The organism is Cellulosimicrobium sp. NPDC057862 (genome assembly GCF_042797035.1).
Taxonomy (GTDB): domain Bacteria; phylum Actinomycetota; class Actinomycetes; order Actinomycetales; family Cellulomonadaceae; genus Cellulosimicrobium.
On record NZ_JBHVMH010000009.1, the window covers coordinates 124,543 to 143,038 of the forward strand.

Consider the following 18,496-nt stretch of genomic DNA (forward strand, 5'->3'; position numbering starts at 1 on the left):
GCCTCCGCGTCGGAGTGAGGTTCGGACGCTTCGAGCCTCACCCGATGCTCGCGACGCCGGACCACGTGCCGCGCGTAGTCCCTCGCGGGTCCGCGCGACCGAGCTCGTCAGGCAGGGCGGTCGGCGATCCGGTCCGACAGCTGGCGCCGCGAGGAGATCCCGAGCTTCTGGAAGACCTTGCGCAGGTGGTAGTCGACCGTGTTGGGGCTGATGAACAGGTTGGCTCCGATCTCGGCGTTCGTCCGCCCTGCGGCGGCGAGACGGGCGACGGTGAGCTCCTGCGCCGTCAGCCCAAGATCCCTCGTCGGGCCGGTGACGTGCGCCTCGGCGTCGACGATCCTCAGCTCGGCAAGCGTGCGGGGCACGAAGAGATCAGCTCCGCTGTCCTGGAAGTGCCCGAGCGCGAGCCGTAGCTGTCGTGCCGCGTCCCTCCGCCGCCGGTTCCGGCGCAGCCACTCGCCGTAGAGAAGGTGGGAGCGCGCCAGATCCATCTCCGCACGCGTCGAGGCGAGCGCGTCGATAGACGCGACGTAGTGGACCTCGGCGGCGTCGTCTGACGCCGTGAGCGCACGTGCCCGCTCGGCGACGCCCCGGCACCACGGTGATCCGTTGATGTCGGCGCGCCCAGCCAGGTCCTCGACGCGTGGACGTGCCTCGTGCGCGTGCCCGCTGCGCACCGCCGCCTCGACGAAGTCCCCGTACTGGCTCGGGGTCACGTGGAGGAAGGGCCGGGCGACGAGCGGGAGATGGCGGTCATAGGCGTCGCGGTACCTGCCGTCGGCGAGGTCTCGCACCACGAGCGACGCGATGCCCGACGACGTCACTCCGCCGAACCCCGTCTCGAGCGCCCCCTGCGCGACCGCCTGGACGACGTCGTGCGAGGCACCGCGCCACGCCAGCACGGCTGCGTTCACGACGTTCTCCGCGTCGTAACCCATCGCGTGGCGCACCTCGCGGACGAGGTCGTCGGCACGGACCGCGCGCTGCAGCGTCCCGCCCCACAGCTCCGAGATCGCCGTCGTCCACAGGATGCTGTCCAGCAGCTGCAGGGCGCCGGCGTCCCGGGCCGCCCGCGCCGCGCGCCCCAGCGCGTCCGCACGGCCGCCGTCGTCCCACAGGAACGTGGCCAGCGACGCGACGGCGCTGTGCATGCGCATCATCTGGTCGTCGGGCAGCGCGACGATCGCGCCCAGGGCGGCCCGTGCCGGCACGGCGGCCCGGTCGTAGGAGTCCAGGACGAGCGCGCCCAGCCCGCGCAGGACGGTCCCGATCGGGCCCGGCGCCAGCTCCGCGCCGTCGACGAGGCGTCGCCCGAGCTCCTGGGACGTGACGCCGGCCGTCGCGAGCTCCGCGGTGCAGCTCATCTCGAACGCCTGCAGCAGCGCACGCTGCTCGCGCACCGCGTCGTGGCCGTGGAAGTGGTCGGCGGCTCGCAGGCACGCGGCGGTCGCGCCCCGGACGCCGTCGGCGTCGCCGAGGAACATGCCGAGCGCGCTGCGGACGAGCGTCACGCGTCCCTGCGACACCGGCCCAGCGTTGGTGAGCTCGACCCCCTCGACCAGGCGCTTGGCGACGTGCGCAGCCCCGACCGCCAGCGCGGCTTCCGCCGCCGCGGTCTGCCGGTCTGCACGAAGAGGGCCGGGAGGGGTCAGCTCGCCCGCTCTGGTCAGGATCCGCGCCCGGGACGCCAGGCCGCCGCGGCGCGCGGCCAGGTCGGCCGTGTGAGCGAGCCGGTCCGCGACCGCATCGTCCGTCCCGACGACCCCGCGCGCCGAGTGCCAGGCCTCCGCCTCGACCAGCCCTTGTCTGTGCGCCGCCCGCGCCAGCGCGCGGTGCACCTGCCGCCGCTCCGCCCCGGAGGCGGCGTTGTAGACGGCAGACCGCACCAACGGGTGCCGGAACCGCACCACGGGGGTCAGGACGACCAGCCCGGCGAGCTCGGCACGGTCTGCGTCGCCCGTCTCCAGGCCGAGCACGCTCGCCGCCTCGGAGACCAGGTCGACGTTCCCCGTCGAGTCTGCCGCCGCGATCAAGACCCACTGCTGGACGTAGGCGTCGGCCTGGCGCACCCGGCGCACGTAGTGCTCCTCGAGGTGCTGACCGATCGGGATCGGCTCGGTGGAGATGCCCAGGTCGGGCAGCTCGTGCACGAGCACCTCACCCGCCAGGTCGACGAGCGCGAGCGGGTTGCCACCCGTCGCACGTGCGATCGCCAGGGCCGCAGGCGGTGCGAGCGGACGCTGCACGGAACGGTTGAGCAGGCGCGTCGCGGCCTCCAGGTCGAGCCCCGCGAGCACGAGCTGCGGCAGCCCCGTCAGCCGCTCCGTGAGCACCGGCTCCTCACGGCCGGAGAACACGATCGCCACGCGCTCGGCGGCCAGCCGGCGCGCGACGAAGGTCAAGACGTCCAGGCTCTCGGCATCGACGAGATGGGCATCATCGACGGCGCACACGACGGGCTGCTCCGTGCTCGTCGCTGCGAGCAGGCTCAGCATGCCGAGACCGACGAGGAACCGGTCCGGCGGAGGACCGTCGACCTGTCCCGACGCCACGAGCACGGCCTGCCGCTGCCGCTCCGGGATCGCGTCGAGCTGATCGCGCAGCTGGGCCACGAGCCGCTGGACCGCCGCGAACGGCATCGACGACTCGGACTCGAATCCGTCGACGCGCAGCACACGGAGCCCGGCCTCCTCCGACGTCGCAGCCACCAGGGTCGTCTTGCCGATGCCCGGCTCGCCCAGGACCGCCATCGCACCACCCCGGCCGTTGCGCACGCCGCCGAAGAGCGCGTTGATGCGCCGCTGTTCGTCGACCCGACCGATAAGGCGCTCACCGCGGTACATACGCACAAAATAGGGTCACGCCGGTGCGACGACAACGGGTCTGACGAGCCGGGCGGAGTCCGTCACGCCGGCCCGTGTCCATCCTTGCCGGCCGGCCACGCAGCGCCGCGTGGGTCACGGAGGCGGGAAGGCCGCTTCCACCCAGAACGCGAAACAGGCCAGAAGAACTCTCGTCTTCTGGCCTGTTTCGATGGTCGGGCTGACAGGATTTGAACCTGCGACCCCTTGACCCCCAGTCAAGTGCGCTACCAAGCTGCGCCACAGCCCGTGGCTGGATCACAAGACCTCACACTCGATGCAACACCGCGTGTCCTGGCCCCGTGAAGCCTCGGATACTCTACCCCATCCGTGACGGCTCCAGCGCACCGTTTGCCCCGGTCGCGGCTGTGCGGTCGGTCTCGTCCGCAGCGCCTGCGACGACGTCCCGCTCTCCCGTCGGCAGGTGCGCGCGCCACGCGCTCGCGACGATCGCCAGACAGACGGCGGCGATCGCCAGCCCGCCGAGGAACATCTGCGTGTATGTCCACCGCACGGACAGCGCCGCGAGCGCCACGGGCACGCAGAACCCGATGTACGTCAGGGAGTAGTAGACGGCCGTGAGGCCGGCGAGGTCGTCGGGCGTCGCGATGCGCTGGACCTCGCTGAGCCCGGCGACGAGCGCGAGCCCGTACCCGGCGCCGAGCACCATGGCGGCGACGAGGGCGGTCGGCAGGTCGAGCCGCGCCGAGGCGTACGCGCCGAAGCCCATGCCGACGACGACGATCGACATCGCCACGACGGACGCCCGCGCGCTGTGCCGGGTGTCGATGAGTCGACCGAGCACCTGGATCCCGACCCCGCACCCGAGCCCCAGCACGGTCATGAGCCCGGAGAACGCGATCGGCGCACTCCCCGCGCTCGCGGACACGAGTCCCGGCAGCACCGCGTAGGCGCTGCCCGCGCAGCCGAACACCCACGGCGCCACGGGCACGACGACGCGCAGGAACCGCCGGTGCGCGACGGCCGGCACGCGCAGGTCGTCCCGCAGGCGGCCGCGTGCCGCGCCGTCGGGCGACACCCGTGTCTCCGGCACGCCGAGCACCCACACTCCGGCGGCGACGGCGAGCACGCCGTGCAGCAGGTAGGCCGTGTGCGTGGGCCAGGGCGCCCATTGGGCGAGCACCGCCGCGACACCCGCGCCGACGAGGAACCCCAGCGTGAGGGCGAGGCCTGCGCGCCGGGCGCCGGAGCCGCCGTCGGGCACACCGGACGCGGCCGCCGCGGCGTCGGTGAGCTCCTTGACCCACGTGGTCCCGACCGCCATGACCAGCCCGAGAGCGACCCCGCACAGCACGCGGCCCGTGGCGAGCAGCGCGGCGGACGACTCCCCCGCGGCGAGCACGAGCGATCCGACGAGAGCGATCGGCGCCGCGGGAAGCAGCAGGGGCCGGCGCCCGTACCGGTCGGAGAGCGGCCCGCCGAGCAGGAGCGCCGGGACGATGCCCAGCACGTAGGCGGCGAGCAGCGCATCGACCGTGACGGCCGAGAAGTGCCCGACCTCCCGGTACATGACCAGCAGCGGCGTGAACTCGTTGCCGCCCCAGGCGACGGCGAACATGACGGCGGCAACGGCCACCCACGCCCGCGGCCCGACGGCGGCCCCCGCCCCACGCCCGGACGCAGCGGTCTCCTTTCCGGTCCGCTCAGATGCAGACACGGAGGTCGTCGCGCTCACAGGCCCGCCCTCGCGTCCTCGAGGTGGCGCTGGATGCGGCGCTTGTACGTGCGGGTGTCGCGCACCTCGAGCGCATCGACGAGGGCGCGGTGGCCGGCGACGAACGTCGCGGCCCGGCGCGGGTCCCACCGGACGCTGTGCGCGACCATGCGCTGCTGGCGCTCGCGCAGGCTCACGGAGAACGTCGTGAGCAGCGCGTTGCCGCCGGCCGCGACGATCTCCTGGTGGAAGCGCGCGTCGAGCGTCGCGTACTCCGCGACGTCCCCGTCGGCGACCGCCGCCTCCTGGGCTGTGACGAGGTCGCGCAGGAGGGCGACGAGGGTGGCGAGCTCCGTGTCGGGCAGACGGACGACGCTCTGCGCGGCGTGCGTCTCGACGAGGAGGCGCGCGTCGAGGACGTCGTCCGCCTCCCCCGGTGCGACGGGCACGACGAGCGCGCCCCGCTTCGGGTACAGGCGCAGCAGTCCCTCGCTCTCCAGCCGCAGGAACGCCTCGCGCACGGGAGTGCGGCTCACGCCGAGCTGCTCGGCGATCTCCCCCTCGCTCGTCATGGACCCGCCGGGCAGGCTCCCGTCCAGGACGAGGGACTTCACGTGCCGGTAGGCCTGCTCGGTGGCAGATCCGCTGGTCGTTCGAGGCATAGATACATGATGCATCCATCTGGTGCATGACATCGACACCAGATGTGTTAGGACAACGTGGTCCTCGACACACTCGACGAGCGACCCTCACGTGACAGTCGAGACCTTCTCCTCCTGACAGTTTCGACGGAGCTGTCAGTGAGGATCCAGCGCCGCAGCGCCCTGCGCGCCTCAGTGGTGGTGCCCGTTCCGACCCAGCGTGTCCTCGGGCGTCGCGCCGGGACGGGTCCACTGCGGCACGGGGCGGGTGGTCGGGCCCCAGCCCGCGACGCCGTCGACGTCCGCGCGCCAGTACCAGCACACGCCCTCGCCCGCGGGCCACCCGTCGGGGGTGTCCTCCCAGGCCTCCCGGCGGCCGTAGGGGGTCATGTCGAGCAGGGCGAAGTGCGGGCTGGTCGGCTCGTTGCCGCGGCCCGTCGTGCGGTAGGTGAGGAACACGCGGTCGCCGTCGCGCAGGAAGCAGCTCACGTAGCCCATCTCGCCGCCGATCGGTTCTTCCAGCCCGCGCACCGAGTACCAGGGCTGGGTGTAGCCCATGAAGTCCACGTAGGGCGCGACCTCCTCCCACGGCCCGACGGTGAGGATCGCGAACGAGACGCCGCGCGCGTTGAGGTACACGGCGTCCCGCAGGCCCCACGCCGTCCAGGTGCACCCCTCGCACTGGCCCTGGTGCGGGGCGCCGTCGTGCCACATGTGCTGGTAGACCACGAGCTCGTCGCGCCCCTCGAACAGGTCCACGAACGGGACGGGCCCGTCGGGGCCGACGACCTCCACCGAACCGTCGATCTCCACCATGGGCAGCCGTCGCCGCGCCGCCGCGATGGCATCGCCCTCGTGGGTGTGCGCCTTCTCGCGGACCAGGAGCTCGTCGCGCTCGGCCTGCCACGTGGCGAGGTCGACGACGGGCGGTCGGCCAGGCAGGGTGGCGGCGGCGGCACCGCCGGGAGTGGTCGTCATGAGGTCCTCCGCAGACGTCGGGGTCGGGCGGCGACGCCCGACACGGTCCTCGTCAACGACCCCGCGCGCCTCCGGAACTCATCGATGCGCGCACCCGTGCGAGAACCACGCGCGGGCGATGCGCCCGCCGCGATCAGGGCAGAGCCCAGAACGACCCCGTGAGGCCGACCTGGTCGAGGAGCCGCTGGTTGTGCTCGCGGCTGTGGGCTGCGTATCGGGGGTCGAGCCGGTCGCCGTACCAGGGTGCGGCCAGCCTCCACACCGTGGTCGCCTCGGTGACGAACCCTGCGTCGGGCGCGTGGTCGGCGGTCCACCGGTCAGCGTGGTCACGATGGCAGAAGGTCCGGATCATGGAGCAGGTCGCCACGACGTCGTCCCACTACTGCGCGGCCGGGCGCGGGAACCGGACCGCGAGGTCGTCGGGCGGCGACGTGGTGGGCCTCGCGGAGTACGTGAGGGGGTTCCCGCAGTGCGGGCAGGCGGTGTCGATCCGCACGTCGAGGTGCAGCGCGGCGCTGATGCCGAAGGAGTCCCATGCGCAGCCGCCCCACCAGCGCCGATCGTCGTGCCCGTCCAGGGGGGTGACGACGAACGCCATCGGCGCCGCCGAGAACGGGTGAGCCATGCGGACCGCGTCCCCGTCGGGGCCGAGGACGAGGGCGTGCGCAGAGGCGAGCTCGTCGAGGATCGCTCGCGTCGCGGTCACCGTGCTCCCGGAGCGGCGGGCGATCTCCGCGACAGAGGGCGGGCGCCCTTCCGTGGCGAAGGTGTCGTAGACGAGCTCGCGGACCCGTCGTGCGGGAGGCGTCATCACGGGTGGTTCCTTCCGGTGCGGGGACGGCGTGCGGCGACCGTCAGGCGGCCACGGTTCACTCGTGCATGCGCGCGCCCTTGACCACCTTGTCGACGGCGTTCCGCGGTCCGCGCAGGGCGATGCCGACGAGGTCGAGCGCGTCGCCCGGGACGGCGGCCACCGCCGCCCGGTTCGCGGCGTCGTGCCCCGTGGAGAACAGGTCACGCGTGTACACGACGAGCGGGATCCCCCGCCCGAGCGCGCGCGTCCGCGCCTCCGAGAGCACGTCGCCCGAGGCCGAGAGGACGACGACGGGCTGACGCAGCATGGGGAGGTACCGGGTGCCGTCGGCGTCGCGATAGGCCTCGCCGACGAGGTCGGGCGCACTCGTCGAGATCCCGCTCATGAGGAACGCCGTGACGTTGAGCTCCTGCCACGGCAGCAGGTCGTCGCGCAGGACGACCGCGACCTTGGTGTCGAAGCGCACGGGCGCGGCATCGCGCACGGCGTCCGGCACGGCGTCGAGCGTGGGCGGCGCGTCGTCTGCAGGGGGCGTGAGGGTGTTGTCCTGGTTCACCCCACCAGTGTTCGCGCGGCCCCGCGGGCGGGTCTTGTACGTTTCTTGCATGGGTAGCTCGGGCGACTCGGTACGGGCGTGGCACCCGGAGGTGCCGCTGGTGCGCGAGGTGCTGCACGCCACGTTCGAGCATCACGCGTACCCGGCGCACACGCACGACGCCTGGACCGTCCTCCTGATCGACGACGGCGTGGTCACCTATGCCCTCGACCGTGCTCCCCACGACGCGGTCCCGGCGTCGATCACGCTCCTTCCGCCGCACGTGCCGCACGACGGTCGCTCCGCCGTCCGGGGTCGCCCGTTCCGCAAGCGCGTCCTCTACCTCGAGCCGGACTGGCTGCCCTCCCCCGCCGCGGACGCCGCGGTCGCCGCTCCCCTGCTGCGCGACCCCGACGCGCTGACGACGCTCGCGGACGTCCATGCCGCGCTGGACCACCCCGCCGACGCGATGGCGGCCGAGTGCGGCGTGCTCGCGCTGCGCGACGTCGTCCGCTCCCACCTCGGCACCCCGCCCTCGACCGCACGCGACGCTCCCCTGGCCCGCCGCCTCCGCGCGCTCCTCGACGACCGCCTCACCGAGTCGTTCACGGTCGCCGAGGCGGCGGCCCTCCTCGGCGCGCACCCCAGCCACCTCGTGCGCGTGTTCTCCCAGACGTACGGGATCGCACCGCACCGCTACGTCACGGGGCGGCGGGTGGACGGTGCGCGACGCCTGCTGCTCGAGGGGTGCCCCCCCCCCCCGGCCGACGCGGCCACCGAGGTCGGGTTCCACGACCAGGCGCACCTGACGCGTCACTTCCGCCGCGTGCTCGGCACGACGCCCGGCGCCTTCACCGCCTGACGCGACCCGTCTCAGGCGCCGTCGCCCGCGCCGCCGGGTGCGGCGCCGTCGAGCGGGGTGCCCTACCGGAGGGCCACGTCGAGCCGGCGGACCAGCTCGCCGACCCGGCCGCCCCCGCCCGGGGCCGACGGGTAGCGGCGCAGCACGTCCACGAGCGCGGGCGTCGCGAACGACCGCGCCGCGGCGAGTCGCGCGGCGGCGGCGGCCTCGTCCCCACCCGCGGCGAGCTGGGCGGCGTGGGCCGCGTGGGCCGCCGAGCCGAGGACGTGCTTCACCTGGTGGGCGTCGGCGATCGGGTGCAGGTACGCGGCACCCGCCGCCGCCATCGCGGCTCGTGCGGCCTCGGCGGCGGCCGGCTCGTCCGTCTCCTTCGCCGCCCGGAGCGCGGCCCACGCGGTGTCCCGCAGGGTCTTGCCCCGCGCGCCACCGCGGGCGAAGGCCCACGCCGCGTCGACCGCCTCGCGGGGGCGGGCGTCGTCGGGCCGCACCGCCTCGACGATCTCCAGCGCCGGCTCCGCGCACCGGGCCGCGTACCCGGCGACCTCCCGCAGGTCGTCGGTGCTCAGCTCGATCCCGCCGATCGTCGCCACCCGCCGATCCCTCCGTCGCCCTCGGTCACCCGTCCGTCGCGGGGCGCAGGCCCCGCCCGAGCACACTACCGAGCCGCGCGACCGCAGCGGCGAGCGCGTCGTCCCGCGCGCCGCCGTCGAACCACGTGACGCGCACCTCCTCGCCCGCGAGCGCCCACGTCCCCGCGACGACCCCGCCCACGGTGACGACGGCCGCCCCGCGGCTCACCACATCGCGGTGCGCGGGCGGCACGACCCGCGGGTCCGCGGTGCCGGGGCCGAGCACCCACTGGTCGAATGCGGGAAGGAACCGCACCGCCTCCGACGCCCGCGTGCCCGCGAGCTCGTCGACGTGGTCGCGGAGCACGAGCGCGCGGTCGCCCTCGACGTCGATCTCGACGAGCGCGTCGTCGCGCAGCTCCGCCAGCCAGCGGTTCAGTCGGGCGCGGCCCGCGCCCAGGCCCTGCCCGAGCCAGTAGTGCACGTGGTCGGGCGTCACGGGGCCGTACGTGCCGAGGTACGTGAGTATCGCGTGTCGGCCCGCGGCGCTGAGGTCGGGCCAGTCGACCCAGCGCGGGCTGGTGTCGAGGCGCTGGAACGTCGTGCGCCCGTCGCGCGAGGGCGCGAAGCTCATGTCGCCGAACCAGGTGAGCGGCTTGAGCAGCGTGTCCGTCCCGTCGCCGAACGACGGTCGCAGGTGCGCGAACCGGGGGTGCGCCGCGACGGCGTCGCCCAGCGCGGATCGCGTGAGCGGGCCGTCGGCGAGCGCGTCGCGCACGACGGCGCGCAGGTCGGGCCAGTCCCCGGGCTCGAGCCGGTAGTACTCCCGCCAGCTCGCGCGCTCCCACATGCGGCCCGACCGGCGCAGCGCCAGGTACGCGCCGCCGTCCTCGGGCGTGACGAGGTGCGTCGCCCCGCGGAACGCGTAGGTGCGCACGAGGCGCCCGTCCGCGAGCGCCCGCCCGACCTCACCCGCCTCGGACGCGCGCTGCCGGACGCGGACCGCGAGCTCGGCCGCGTCGTCGGAGGCCGCCGGGACGGCGCCCAGCCGCCCGACGACAGCCTCGGCCGGGTGGTCCCCGACCGGGTCGAGCAGGTGCCGCCGCGCGCGCCAGGCGAGGGCCTGCGCCCAGGTGATCGCCACGTCCGCAGGCTAGCCCCGGACGCCGACACCCGCGCCGGTCAGACGACGGGACCGGACCCGTGGGCGATCTGGAGGACGCGGGAGACACCCGGCTGGTCGGGGTCGTCGGTGATCTCGCGCCCGTCGAGCCAGCACTCGATGACATGGGCGAGCTCTCCGGGGTGGCTGAAGTTCATGGCGTGGGCGGCGCCGTCGATCGCGACGATCGTCACGTGCGGGGGCGCGAGCGTGCCGACCTCACGCACGCGCCGGGGCGGCGGCATGAGGGGGTCCCGTGTGCCGACGACCGCGAGCGTCGGGACCGGCACGCGGACGATGCGCTCGAGCGACGGGAACCGGACGAGCTCGGCGAACAGGTGCAGCGCGTTGACCGCGCCGAAGCGCACGTAGTCGGGGACGGCGATGCGGGCCATGCGGGGGCTCTCGCGCCCGGCGTCGCGCGCGAGCTGCGTGAGCGCGCGGGCGAACGGCTGGTTGTGCACACCGCCCGCGGGCGAGGCGAGGACGATGCCCGCGACACGCTCCGGCTCCGCGTGCGCGACCTCGAGGCCGATCGGGCCGCCCATCGAGTTGCCCACGAGGACCACCCGCTCGAGCTCGAGCGCGTCGAGCAGCGAGAGCAGCGCCCAGGCGAGCGAGGGGATCCCGAGGGTGTGCCCCCACCGCTCGCTGCGCCCGTAGCCGGGCAGGTCCGGCACGACGGCGGTCGCCCGGTGCGCGAGGCGTTCCGCGGTCGGGAGGAGGTACGTGCCGGAGACGGCGAAGCCGTGCACGTGGACGATCGGGACGGCGCCCGGCACGTCCGGCCCGATCCGCACGAACACGTCGTGCCCCTCCACGTCGACGTGGCGCGAGCGCCACCCGTCAGCAGCCATAGGCCGATGGTGGCACCGCGCGCGTCGCGGCGCCCGGGCAGCGGGAGCACCCTCGACGGGTGAGGCGCGGGTGCCGCGCGGCCCGTGAGCATGGACGGCGGACGGGGGTCGACGTGGAGCAGAGCACCGAGAACACCGCCGGCCGGCCGACCGCCGCCGGCCGGCGCCTCGCGCTGCTCCTCGCGGCCGCGATGTTCGTCCTCGTCGTCGACACGTCGTTCATGAACGTGTCGATCTCGGCGGTCGTGCGCGACCTCGACACCACCGTGAGCGGCGTCCAGACGGCGATAGCGCTCGAGGCTCTCGTGTCCGCGTCGTTCATCCTCGTGGGCAGCAAGGTGGGCGACCTCGTCGGCCGGCGCCGCGCGTACGTCGTCGGGCTGCTCGCCTACGGCGCGGGCGCGATCGCGATGACGCTCGCGCAGAGCCTCGTGGCGGTCGTGATCTTCTGGTCGATCATCGGTGGCCTGGGCGCCGCGCTGCTGCTCCCCGCCATGCAGTCGCTCGTGCACGGCAACTTCGACGGCGCCGCGCGCAAGTCCGCCTACGCGCTCGTGGGGGCCGCGGCGTCGATCGCGGCGGCGGTGGGGCCGCTGCTCGGCGGCGTCATCACGACGACCCTGTCGTGGCGCGTGGCCTTCGGGCTCGAGGCCGTGGTGATCGTGGTGGTGCTCCTGGGCGTGCGCCTCGTGCGCGACGTCCCGTACACCGGCGACCGCACGGTCGACGTCGTGGGGACGATCCTGTCGGTCGTCGGGATGGGCGGCATCGTCCTCGGCGTCCTCGTGTGGCAGGAGGGCGGGGAGGCGGTCGGGGCGTTGGTGGTCGTCGGGGCCGCGGGCCTCGTGGGTCTCGGGGCCTGGCTCGTGCGGCGTGCTCGGGCGGGCCGGACGACGCTCGTCGACCCGGGCCTGTTCCGCTCCCCTGCGTTCCGCATCGGCGTCTCGCAGCAGCTCCTGCAGCAGGTCGCGCTCGGCGGCGCGATGATCGCGCTGCCGATCTTCCTCCAGATGGCGCTCGGCTACGACGCGCTGCTGGCCGGCCTCTCGCTCGCGCCGCTGTCGCTGACGATGTTCGCCGCGGCGCTCGTCGCGGGCAAGCGCCCCGGTCGGCGGCGACCCGCGACGCGCGTGCTCGCGGGGTTCGTCCTGCTCGTCCTCGGGATCGCGGCTGCGGTCCTGGTGGTGCCGCGGGCGACGTCGGGCTGGTGGCTCGCGCTGCCGCTGGTCGTCGCGGGCGCCGGCCTCGGCCTGCTCGTGTCGCAGCTCAACGCCTACACGCTCTCCCCCGTTCCTGAGGAGCGCGCGAGCGAGGCCGCGGGCGTCAGCTCTGCGGCGGGGTCGTTCGGCCTCTCGCTCGGCCTCGCGGTCGCCGGTGCGGTGATGCTCGCGTCGCTCGCCACGGGCTTCACCGCGCAGGCCGAGTCGAGCACCGTCCTGCCCCCGGACGACAAGGCCCAGGTCGCCGCGGTGCTCGAGGACGACGCCGAGATCATGAGCGACGCCCAGCTCGTCGAGCTGCTCGCCGACGAGCCGCCCGCGGTGCAGGACGAGATCCTGCGCATCAACGACGACGTCCGGGCCCGCGCGCTCCAGGTCGCGCTCCTCGTCCCGCTCGTCGCGGGGCTGCTCGGCGTGGTCGCCGCGCTGCGCATGCGGCGGATCCCCGACCCCGAGGTGCGCGAGGACGCGCCCCCGGCCCTGGGCTGACCCCGCCCGGACGACGCCCGACGACGGCGCACCGCCGGGGCGAGCCGCGCCGGAGCGTTCGTGACCGGACCGAGACACCCTTCGTTGCTCGCGCTAACCGTCGTGAAACGCCGGGGAAACAGGCCTTTGTGAGCATCGGTCGCGGCAGGGGGCTCCACCACCACCGCGGTCGTGCGCGCAGTCGGCGCGCGCCCGAGGAAGGACCAGCTCCTCCATGATCCCCTCCCCTTCGCGCCGACGGCTCGGCCGGCGCGCCGCGCTCGTCGGCGGCCTGGCGGTCGCCGCGACCGCCCTCACCGCCCCGGCGCACGCCGCACCGTCCGTCTCCGACGTGACCCTCGACGCGCCGTCGAGCGTCGAGGTCGGTGCCCCGATCACGGTGACCGTCGCCGCGACGGGTGCCGTCGACCTCTACGCCTACGACCTGGCAGTCTCCTACGACCCCGACCTCGTCGAGCTCGTCGAGGACTCCGCGGTCACGCCCGAGGGCGGGTTCTCCGACGTGACCGACGACGGGGCGGGGACCGTCGCCGTCGCGCACACGCGGCTCGGCACGTCCCCCGGCCTCGAGGGCGACGTCACGCTCGCGACGCTCACCTTCACCGCCGTGGCCGACGGCGACGCCCCGTTCGCCGTCCCGACAGCCACTCTCGTCGGCGCCGACGCCACGACGGCGTCGCTCACCGACGCCGCGTCCGCCACCACGACCGTCACGGCTGTCGTGACGACGCCGCCCACGGACGAGCCGACGGACGGCGCGACCACCGCGACTCCGGCCGGTGACGGCACGACCGCCCCCGGGGCCGACGACGCGTCCGACTCGCCGTCGACCTCGACCGGCTCGGGCTCGCTCGCCTCGACGGGCGCCAGCGTCGCCTGGTTCGCGGGCGCCGCGCTCCTCGCCGTCGTGGTGGGCGCCGGGATCCTCTGGGCACGCCGCCGGGCGGTGGCCTCCCGATGAGCCCCGACCCGACGACCGGCGCACCCGCCGTCCGCGCTCACCGACGGCCCCTCACCACGAAGGAGCAGCCCGTGCCCACCACCCACCGACGAGCCGCGGCGGGAGGCCTCGCCGCGCTCACCGCCACCGGTCTCGTGCTCGCCGCCGTCGCCTCGGCTCCCGTCGCGACGGCGGCACCGGCCACGGCACCGTTCCTCGCGCCGTACTGGACCGAGCTCGACCTCACGGGCGACGAGCAGGTGACCGCCGACGACCTCGACGTCGTCGCCGCGGCGCTCGGCGCGACGGCCGACGACGCCGCGTGGGACGACGTCGCGGCGGCCGACACGGACGGCGACGGCACGATCACGGTCGCGGACCTCGCCGCCGTCTCCCAGCGGATGGTCTACGACGACGGGCCGTTCGAGCTCGTCGAGGCCTCGGTGCTCGACATGCAGGCGGCGATGAACGCCGGGGTCACGTCGTCCGTCGAGATCACCCAGGAGTACCTGGACCGCATCGCGGCCTACGACACGACGCTCGTCGACACGGGCGCGGGCGGGCGGCCCCTGCACTCGATCATCACGACGAGCGACGTCGCGCTCGAGGCCGCTGCGCGCGCGGACGCGGCACGGGCCGCGGACGGCATGACGAGCCTGCTCCTCGGCGTGCCCGTCGCGGTCAAGGACAACTACGACACGAAGGACATGCCCACGACCGGCGGCTGCGGGTGCTGGGACGGCAACCAGACCGCCACGGACGCGACGATGGTCGAGGGGCTGCGCGCCGACGGGGCCGTGGTCCTGGCCAAGGCGAGCCTCGACGAGTTCGCGTTCGGCTTCGTGTCCGAGTTCTCCTCGTACCAGGACGCGGGGACGAGCACCCTGGTCGCGAGCCCGTACGTCACGAGCCGCACGGCCGGCGGGTCGAGCGGCGGCACGGGCGCGGCGATCGCAGCCAACCTCGCAGGGCTCGGGTTCGGCACGGACACGGGCGGCTCGATCCGCGTGCCGTCGTCGTACAACCAGCTCGTGGGCGTGCGCCCGACCGTGGGCCTCGCGAGCAGGGACGGGATCGTCCCGCTCGCGCTCAGCCAGGACACGGGCGGGCCGATGGCCCGCAGCGTCCTCGACGCGGCGGTCGCGCTCGACGCGGTCGTGGGCGTCGACCCGGCGGACCCCGTGACGTCGCGCCAGGAGGGCGCGGTCCCCGCCTCGTACACGCAGTACCTCGACGCGGACGCGCTCGACGGTGCCCGCATCGGCTACGTCCCGTCCATGCTGGGGACCAACGCCACGACCCTGCGCCTCTGGGCGCAGACAGGGGCCACGCTGGAGTCGCTCGGTGCCACCGTGGTCGAGGTGACGCCACCCACGACCTGGTCGCCGGTCCTCCCGAACGGGTTCGCGAGCGTGCTCAACGAGGGGTCGGGCTCGACGAACGAGTTCAAGCACGACCTGGACGAGTACGTCGCGAACCACCTCTCGCCCGACGTCGAGGCCCGGTCCCTGGCCGGCATCGTCGAGTCCGGGCGGTACGTCCCGTCGCGGCGCAGCACCTACGTGTCGCGCGACGCCGTCACCCCGGAGACGTACCAGGCGTGGGCCGGTCCCGCGGGTACGCACACCAAGGTGCTCGCCGAGGGCAAGCAGCTCGTCACCGCGATGCTCGACGACGCCGACCTCGACGCGCTCGTCTACCCCAGCGCGAACCCGTACGGGACCATCGGCACCAACCTGCGGCTCAGCCCCAACACGGGCCTCCCCGCCGTGACGGTGCCGATCGGCCAGGCGACGGCGGCCGACGCGACCGTCACGGGCGGCGGCGTCAACCTCGAGCTCCTGGGCCGCGACTTCGAGGAGGGCCCGCTGCTCGGCCTCGCGTTCGCGCTCGAGCAGGCGACGCACGCACGGACCTCCCCGGCGCTCTACGGCCCGCTCGGCTGACCTGGCGTCCTCCCTGCCCGACGGCGGTCGGCCCCTCGCGCGGGCCGGCCGCCGTCGTCCATGCGCCGGCAAGGCATCGCCTCGGGGTGACGCGCCGATCGAAACCCGGCTACCGCTCCTCATCGAGGCACGTGCTGACGAGGTTCGCGATACGACGTTGCGTGGCCGCCTCTTCTCTCGTCTCGTCCTCGTCGAGCCCGTCGGCGACGTCTGCCCAGCGCCGCAGCTCGGCGGCGACCATCTGCCAGTCGGCCCGGCTCATGCGGATGGCGAGCGTCTCGGTCGTCGGCGGCCAGCCACCCCGCCCGAGGCCGACCGCCGGATGTGCCGCAGCGACAGCCCATCCCACCTCACGCAGGCGACCGGCGGCAGCCGCCAGCTCCTCGTCGCCGCCGACGCGTTCGGTGGCGCCGGTGTTGTCCAGGGTCCCGTCGATGCGCTGCCAGTCGCGGACCCCGATCATGATCTCCACCACGTGCTCTCTCCTCGCTCGATGACCTGTGGACCGCACGAGCCCTCGCCCGCGTCTCGTCCCAGCCCGACCTCTGCTCGCCCACACTGGCTCGACCACCCCGGGCGCCTCGTCTACGCGAGGTCGCCCACCTCGGCGACGACGCGCTCGGCGAGGGCCGCGAGCGCCACGAGCTCGTCAGGCGTGGCGAGGTCGACGAGGTGGCGGCGGACCGACTCGACGTGCGCGGGCGCGGCGGCCTCGAGCGTCGCGAACCCGTGGTCGGTGAGGACGACGACGGCGTTGCGTCCGTCGTCGACGTCGGCCTCCCGCCGCACGAGCCCGCGCGTCTCCATGCGCGCGAGGTGGTGCGAGAGCCGGCTGCGGGACCAGAGCATGCGGGTGGCCAGGTCGCGGAGCTGCCACCGGTGGCCAGGCTGCTCGGACAGCGTCGACAGCACGTCGTAGTCCGGGTCGGACAGCCCCGAGTCCCGCGCCAGGTCGCGCGCGAGCGCGACGGGCAGGACGGTCTGCATGCGGCGGTAGGCGCGCCACGCGCGCTCCTCGTCGGGCGAGAGCCATCGAGGCTCGGCAACGTCGGTCATGGGGCCAGCATCGCACACTCGTTGACATGTCATCGAGTCCCGTGCTTGGATCGATGACATGTCAACAAAACGCCGCCTCGCCCAGCTCGTCCTCGGGCTCGCGCTCTTCGGCGCGAGCATCGCGCTGCTCGTGCGTGCCGAGCTCGGGCTGTTCCCGTGGGACGTCCTGCACCAGGGCGTCGCCCGCGCGACGGGCCTTCCGCTGGGCGCCGTCGTGATCCTCGCGAGCGTCGTCGTGCTCGTGCTCTGGATCCCGCTGCGCCAGCGCCCGGGTCTCGGCACGGTCGCGAACGTCGTGCTTGTCGGTGCGTTCGTCGACCTGACTCTCGCGGTCCTCCCGACCGTCGAGGGCCTCCCCTGGCGCATCGCCCTGCTCGTCGCAGGCGTCGTCGTCAACGCCGCGGCGACCGGGCTCTACATCGGCGCCAGGTACGGGCCGGGCCCCCGTGACGGCCTCATGACCGGTCTCGCCGCCCGCGGCTGGTCGCTGCGCTGGTCGCGCCTCGGGATCGAGCTCGGCGTCCTGGCCGTCGGCCTCGCGCTCGGCGGGACGGTCGGCGTCGGCACCGTCGTCTACGCGCTCGCCGTCGGGCCGCTGGTCCAGCCGTTCCTCGCCCTGTTCACCGTCCCGGCCCAGCCCACCACGGACCATCCGGCTGTGAAGCCCCTCCCCCTCACCTCAGGAGACCCCTCGTGAAGCTGCTCGTCGTCGTCGCCAGCACCCGCCCCACCCGTGTCAGCCCCGCCGTCGCCGGCTGGTTCCTCTCCCAGGTCCCCACCGACGCGGACCTCGAGATCGACGTCGCGGACCTCGCCGAGATCGCCCTGCCGTTCCTCGACGAGCCCGTCGACGCGCACTCCGGCGGCTACGTGCACGCCCACACGCTCGCGTGGAGCGCGCGCGTCGACGTGGCGGACGCCGTCGTCCTCGTGATGCCGGAGTACAACCGCGGGTACACCGCCCCGCTGAAGAACGCCCTGGACTACCTCGCCGATGAGTGGCGCGACAAGCCCGTCGGCTTCGTCTCCTACGGGATGTCCTCGGGCGGGATGCGCGCGGTCGAGGCGATCACGCCCGTCGTCGTCGCCCTCGGCATGGTCCCCGTCGCGAGCGCCGTCACCGTGCACCTGCGCCGCTGGCTCGACGACGACGGCCGGATCCACGACGACGGCACCCTCGCCCGGGCCGCCGCGCGGACGCTCGACGAGGTCCGCCGGCTCGCCGCCCTCCTGGGGAAGGAACGTGCCGCGGTCGTCTGAGGGAGCTGCGAGGGACAGAGCTGCCCGGGCGCTACGCTCCCTCGGTGAACCGACCCGCGCGCCGCGCGTCCCTCCTGGCCGCCCGGACCGCCCTCGGGGCCGTCGTGCTCTCGGGGTGCGGCGTCGTCGGCGTCACCCTTCGGTGAGCCGGAGGCCGCGGAGCACGACGGGGACCTGCCGCCCGTGACCGTCGCGGACGACGGCACGCCGTCGACGATCCACCTCTACCCCGACCCCTGGCAGGGCGAGCACGTCGGTCGGACGTCCGACGGTCGGCAGTTCTTCCTCACGACGCCGTTCGAACCGGGCGGGCCGGCCTGGGTCGCGCTCTACACGTTCGACGCCGACGGCTCTTTGCTCGACGCGGTGATCCGTCGCGTCGACGAGAGCGCGGAGGAGTACGACCGCGACCACGTCGCTCCTCGCCACCCTCGGCGACCACGAGAACGGACCCGTCGCGCTCGCTCCGTTCGAGGTGGAGCACGACGGCCGCACCTTCGGCCTCGTCCGCGGTGACTACGACGGCGTCACCGTGTACACCGCCGAACCCGGCGACTACATGGCGTTCTACGCCCCCTGGGACACCGGGGAGTACGACACCTGAGAGGTCGCGGCGTCGCGGCCGGATCGA

Annotated in this window: 18 protein-coding genes, 1 tRNA gene and 1 pseudogene; 7 read left to right on the forward strand and 13 right to left on the reverse strand. The window is 74.4% G+C overall.

What is annotated here, in order from left to right; translation table 11 throughout:
• Positions 1-107 precede the first annotated feature (107 nt).
• The 7 genes and pseudogenes from ACFVN3_RS13070 to ACFVN3_RS13100 all read right to left on the reverse strand — a co-directional run bounded on the left by ACFVN3_RS13070 (position 108) and on the right by ACFVN3_RS13100 (position 7,453).
• Positions 108-2,843: an AAA family ATPase gene (locus ACFVN3_RS13070; protein ID WP_378233287.1), complete on the reverse strand. Its 2,736-nt coding sequence runs from the start codon at positions 2,841-2,843 to the stop codon at positions 108-110.
• Positions 2,844-3,034: 191 nt separating this feature from the next.
• A tRNA-Pro gene (locus ACFVN3_RS13075) sits at positions 3,035-3,111 on the reverse strand.
• 69 nt (positions 3,112-3,180) lie between these two features.
• Positions 3,181-4,458, reverse strand: coding sequence for an MFS transporter (locus ACFVN3_RS13080; protein ID WP_378233288.1), 1,278 nt, complete (start codon positions 4,456-4,458; stop codon positions 3,181-3,183).
• Between the two features lie 95 nt (positions 4,459-4,553).
• Positions 4,554-5,198, reverse strand: a complete 645-nt coding sequence (locus tag ACFVN3_RS13085) for a GntR family transcriptional regulator (protein ID WP_378233289.1) — start codon at positions 5,196-5,198, stop codon at positions 4,554-4,556.
• A 171-nt stretch (positions 5,199-5,369) separates the two neighbouring features.
• The gene (locus tag ACFVN3_RS13090; protein ID WP_378233290.1) at positions 5,370-6,155 is read right to left on the reverse strand and encodes a DUF899 family protein; all 786 of its coding nucleotides are present in this window, start codon (positions 6,153-6,155) and stop codon (positions 5,370-5,372) included.
• Positions 6,156-6,288: 133 nt separating this feature from the next.
• Positions 6,289-6,966: pseudogene (gene merB, locus ACFVN3_RS13095) on the reverse strand (organomercurial lyase).
• A gap of 58 nt (positions 6,967-7,024) precedes the next feature.
• Positions 7,025-7,453 carry a DUF2000 family protein gene (locus ACFVN3_RS13100; RefSeq protein ID WP_378233333.1) on the reverse strand — a complete coding sequence of 143 codons (429 nt, stop codon included), beginning with the start codon at positions 7,451-7,453 and terminating at the stop codon, positions 7,025-7,027.
• 121 nt (positions 7,454-7,574) lie between these two features.
• Here ACFVN3_RS13100 and ACFVN3_RS13105 point away from each other — a divergent pair, with 121 nt between their 5' ends.
• The gene (locus ACFVN3_RS13105) at positions 7,575-8,366 is read left to right on the forward strand and encodes an AraC family transcriptional regulator (RefSeq protein ID WP_378233291.1); all 792 of its coding nucleotides are present in this window, start codon (positions 7,575-7,577) and stop codon (positions 8,364-8,366) included.
• Between the two features lie 62 nt (positions 8,367-8,428).
• Here ACFVN3_RS13105 and ACFVN3_RS13110 read toward each other — a convergent pair whose 3' ends face one another.
• Genes ACFVN3_RS13110 through ACFVN3_RS13120 form a run of 3 tightly spaced genes read right to left on the reverse strand, consistent with a single transcriptional unit; the run spans position 8,429 to position 10,954 of the window.
• A complete protein-coding gene (locus ACFVN3_RS13110; protein WP_378233292.1) occupies positions 8,429-8,956 on the reverse strand; it encodes a putative immunity protein in 528 nt (175 codons plus the stop codon).
• Between the two features lie 25 nt (positions 8,957-8,981).
• Complete coding sequence (locus tag ACFVN3_RS13115) at positions 8,982-10,079, reverse strand: DNA glycosylase AlkZ-like family protein (RefSeq protein ID WP_378233293.1); 1,098 nt, start codon at positions 10,077-10,079, stop codon at positions 8,982-8,984.
• 38 nt (positions 10,080-10,117) lie between these two features.
• A complete protein-coding gene (locus tag ACFVN3_RS13120) occupies positions 10,118-10,954 on the reverse strand; it encodes an alpha/beta fold hydrolase (RefSeq protein ID WP_378233295.1) in 837 nt (278 codons plus the stop codon).
• Positions 10,955-11,145: 191 nt separating this feature from the next.
• Here ACFVN3_RS13120 and ACFVN3_RS13125 point away from each other — a divergent pair, with 191 nt between their 5' ends.
• From ACFVN3_RS13125 to ACFVN3_RS13135, 3 genes are all read left to right on the forward strand, one after another.
• Positions 11,146-12,663, forward strand: a complete 1,518-nt coding sequence (locus ACFVN3_RS13125) for an MFS transporter (RefSeq protein WP_378233334.1) — start codon at positions 11,146-11,148, stop codon at positions 12,661-12,663.
• Positions 12,664-12,877: 214 nt separating this feature from the next.
• The gene (locus tag ACFVN3_RS13130; RefSeq protein ID WP_378233296.1) at positions 12,878-13,624 is read left to right on the forward strand and encodes a cohesin domain-containing protein; all 747 of its coding nucleotides are present in this window, start codon (positions 12,878-12,880) and stop codon (positions 13,622-13,624) included.
• Positions 13,625-13,695: 71 nt separating this feature from the next.
• On the forward strand, positions 13,696-15,549 hold the full coding sequence (locus ACFVN3_RS13135) for an amidase family protein (protein WP_378233297.1): 1,854 nt from the start codon (positions 13,696-13,698) through the stop codon (positions 15,547-15,549).
• A 109-nt stretch (positions 15,550-15,658) separates the two neighbouring features.
• On the opposite strand, the gene ACFVN3_RS13140 is transcribed toward ACFVN3_RS13135, so the two are convergent.
• Positions 15,659-16,024 carry a hypothetical protein gene (locus ACFVN3_RS13140; protein ID WP_378233298.1) on the reverse strand — a complete coding sequence of 122 codons (366 nt, stop codon included), beginning with the start codon at positions 16,022-16,024 and terminating at the stop codon, positions 15,659-15,661.
• A 110-nt stretch (positions 16,025-16,134) separates the two neighbouring features.
• Positions 16,135-16,605: a MarR family winged helix-turn-helix transcriptional regulator gene (locus tag ACFVN3_RS13145; RefSeq protein WP_378233299.1), complete on the reverse strand. Its 471-nt coding sequence runs from the start codon at positions 16,603-16,605 to the stop codon at positions 16,135-16,137.
• Between the two features lie 58 nt (positions 16,606-16,663).
• On the opposite strand from ACFVN3_RS13145, the gene ACFVN3_RS13150 reads away from it, so the two are divergent.
• Positions 16,664-17,302 carry a YitT family protein gene (locus ACFVN3_RS13150; RefSeq protein WP_378233301.1) on the forward strand — a complete coding sequence of 213 codons (639 nt, stop codon included), beginning with the start codon at positions 16,664-16,666 and terminating at the stop codon, positions 17,300-17,302.
• Positions 17,299-17,865: an NADPH-dependent FMN reductase gene (locus tag ACFVN3_RS13155; RefSeq protein WP_378233302.1), complete on the forward strand. Its 567-nt coding sequence runs from the start codon at positions 17,299-17,301 to the stop codon at positions 17,863-17,865. Before ACFVN3_RS13150 ends, ACFVN3_RS13155 begins: the two co-directional genes overlap by 4 nt.
• 132 nt (positions 17,866-17,997) lie before the next feature.
• Here the strand turns inward: ACFVN3_RS13155 and ACFVN3_RS13160 are convergent, their stop codons facing one another.
• A complete protein-coding gene (locus ACFVN3_RS13160) occupies positions 17,998-18,279 on the reverse strand; it encodes a hypothetical protein (RefSeq protein ID WP_378233304.1) in 282 nt (93 codons plus the stop codon).
• A 61-nt stretch (positions 18,280-18,340) separates the two neighbouring features.
• Between ACFVN3_RS13160 and ACFVN3_RS13165 the strand changes: the two genes are divergently transcribed.
• The gene (locus ACFVN3_RS13165; protein WP_378233305.1) at positions 18,341-18,469 is read left to right on the forward strand and encodes a hypothetical protein; all 129 of its coding nucleotides are present in this window, start codon (positions 18,341-18,343) and stop codon (positions 18,467-18,469) included.
• Positions 18,470-18,496 lie beyond the last annotated feature (27 nt).

Bases quoted from the DNA above. Each gene is read 5' to 3' on its own strand.
- ACFVN3_RS13085 (WP_378233289.1), bottom strand. From the start codon at position 5,198: ATGCCTCGAACGACCAGCGGATCTGCCACCGAGCAGGCCTACCGGCAC.
- ACFVN3_RS13070 (WP_378233287.1), bottom strand. From the start codon at position 2,843: ATGTACCGCGGTGAGCGCCTTATCGGTCGGGTCGACGAACAGCGGCGC.
- ACFVN3_RS13125 (WP_378233334.1), top strand. From the start codon at position 11,146: ATGTTCGTCCTCGTCGTCGACACGTCGTTCATGAACGTGTCGATCTCG.
- ACFVN3_RS13130 (WP_378233296.1), top strand. From the start codon at position 12,878: ATGATCCCCTCCCCTTCGCGCCGACGGCTCGGCCGGCGCGCCGCGCTC.
- ACFVN3_RS13145 (WP_378233299.1), bottom strand. From the start codon at position 16,605: ATGACCGACGTTGCCGAGCCTCGATGGCTCTCGCCCGACGAGGAGCGC.
- ACFVN3_RS13150 (WP_378233301.1), top strand. From the start codon at position 16,664: ATGTCAACAAAACGCCGCCTCGCCCAGCTCGTCCTCGGGCTCGCGCTC.
- ACFVN3_RS13105 (WP_378233291.1), top strand. From the start codon at position 7,575: ATGGGTAGCTCGGGCGACTCGGTACGGGCGTGGCACCCGGAGGTGCCG.
- ACFVN3_RS13090 (WP_378233290.1), bottom strand. From the start codon at position 6,155: ATGACGACCACTCCCGGCGGTGCCGCCGCCGCCACCCTGCCTGGCCGA.
- ACFVN3_RS13120 (WP_378233295.1), bottom strand. From the start codon at position 10,954: ATGGCTGCTGACGGGTGGCGCTCGCGCCACGTCGACGTGGAGGGGCAC.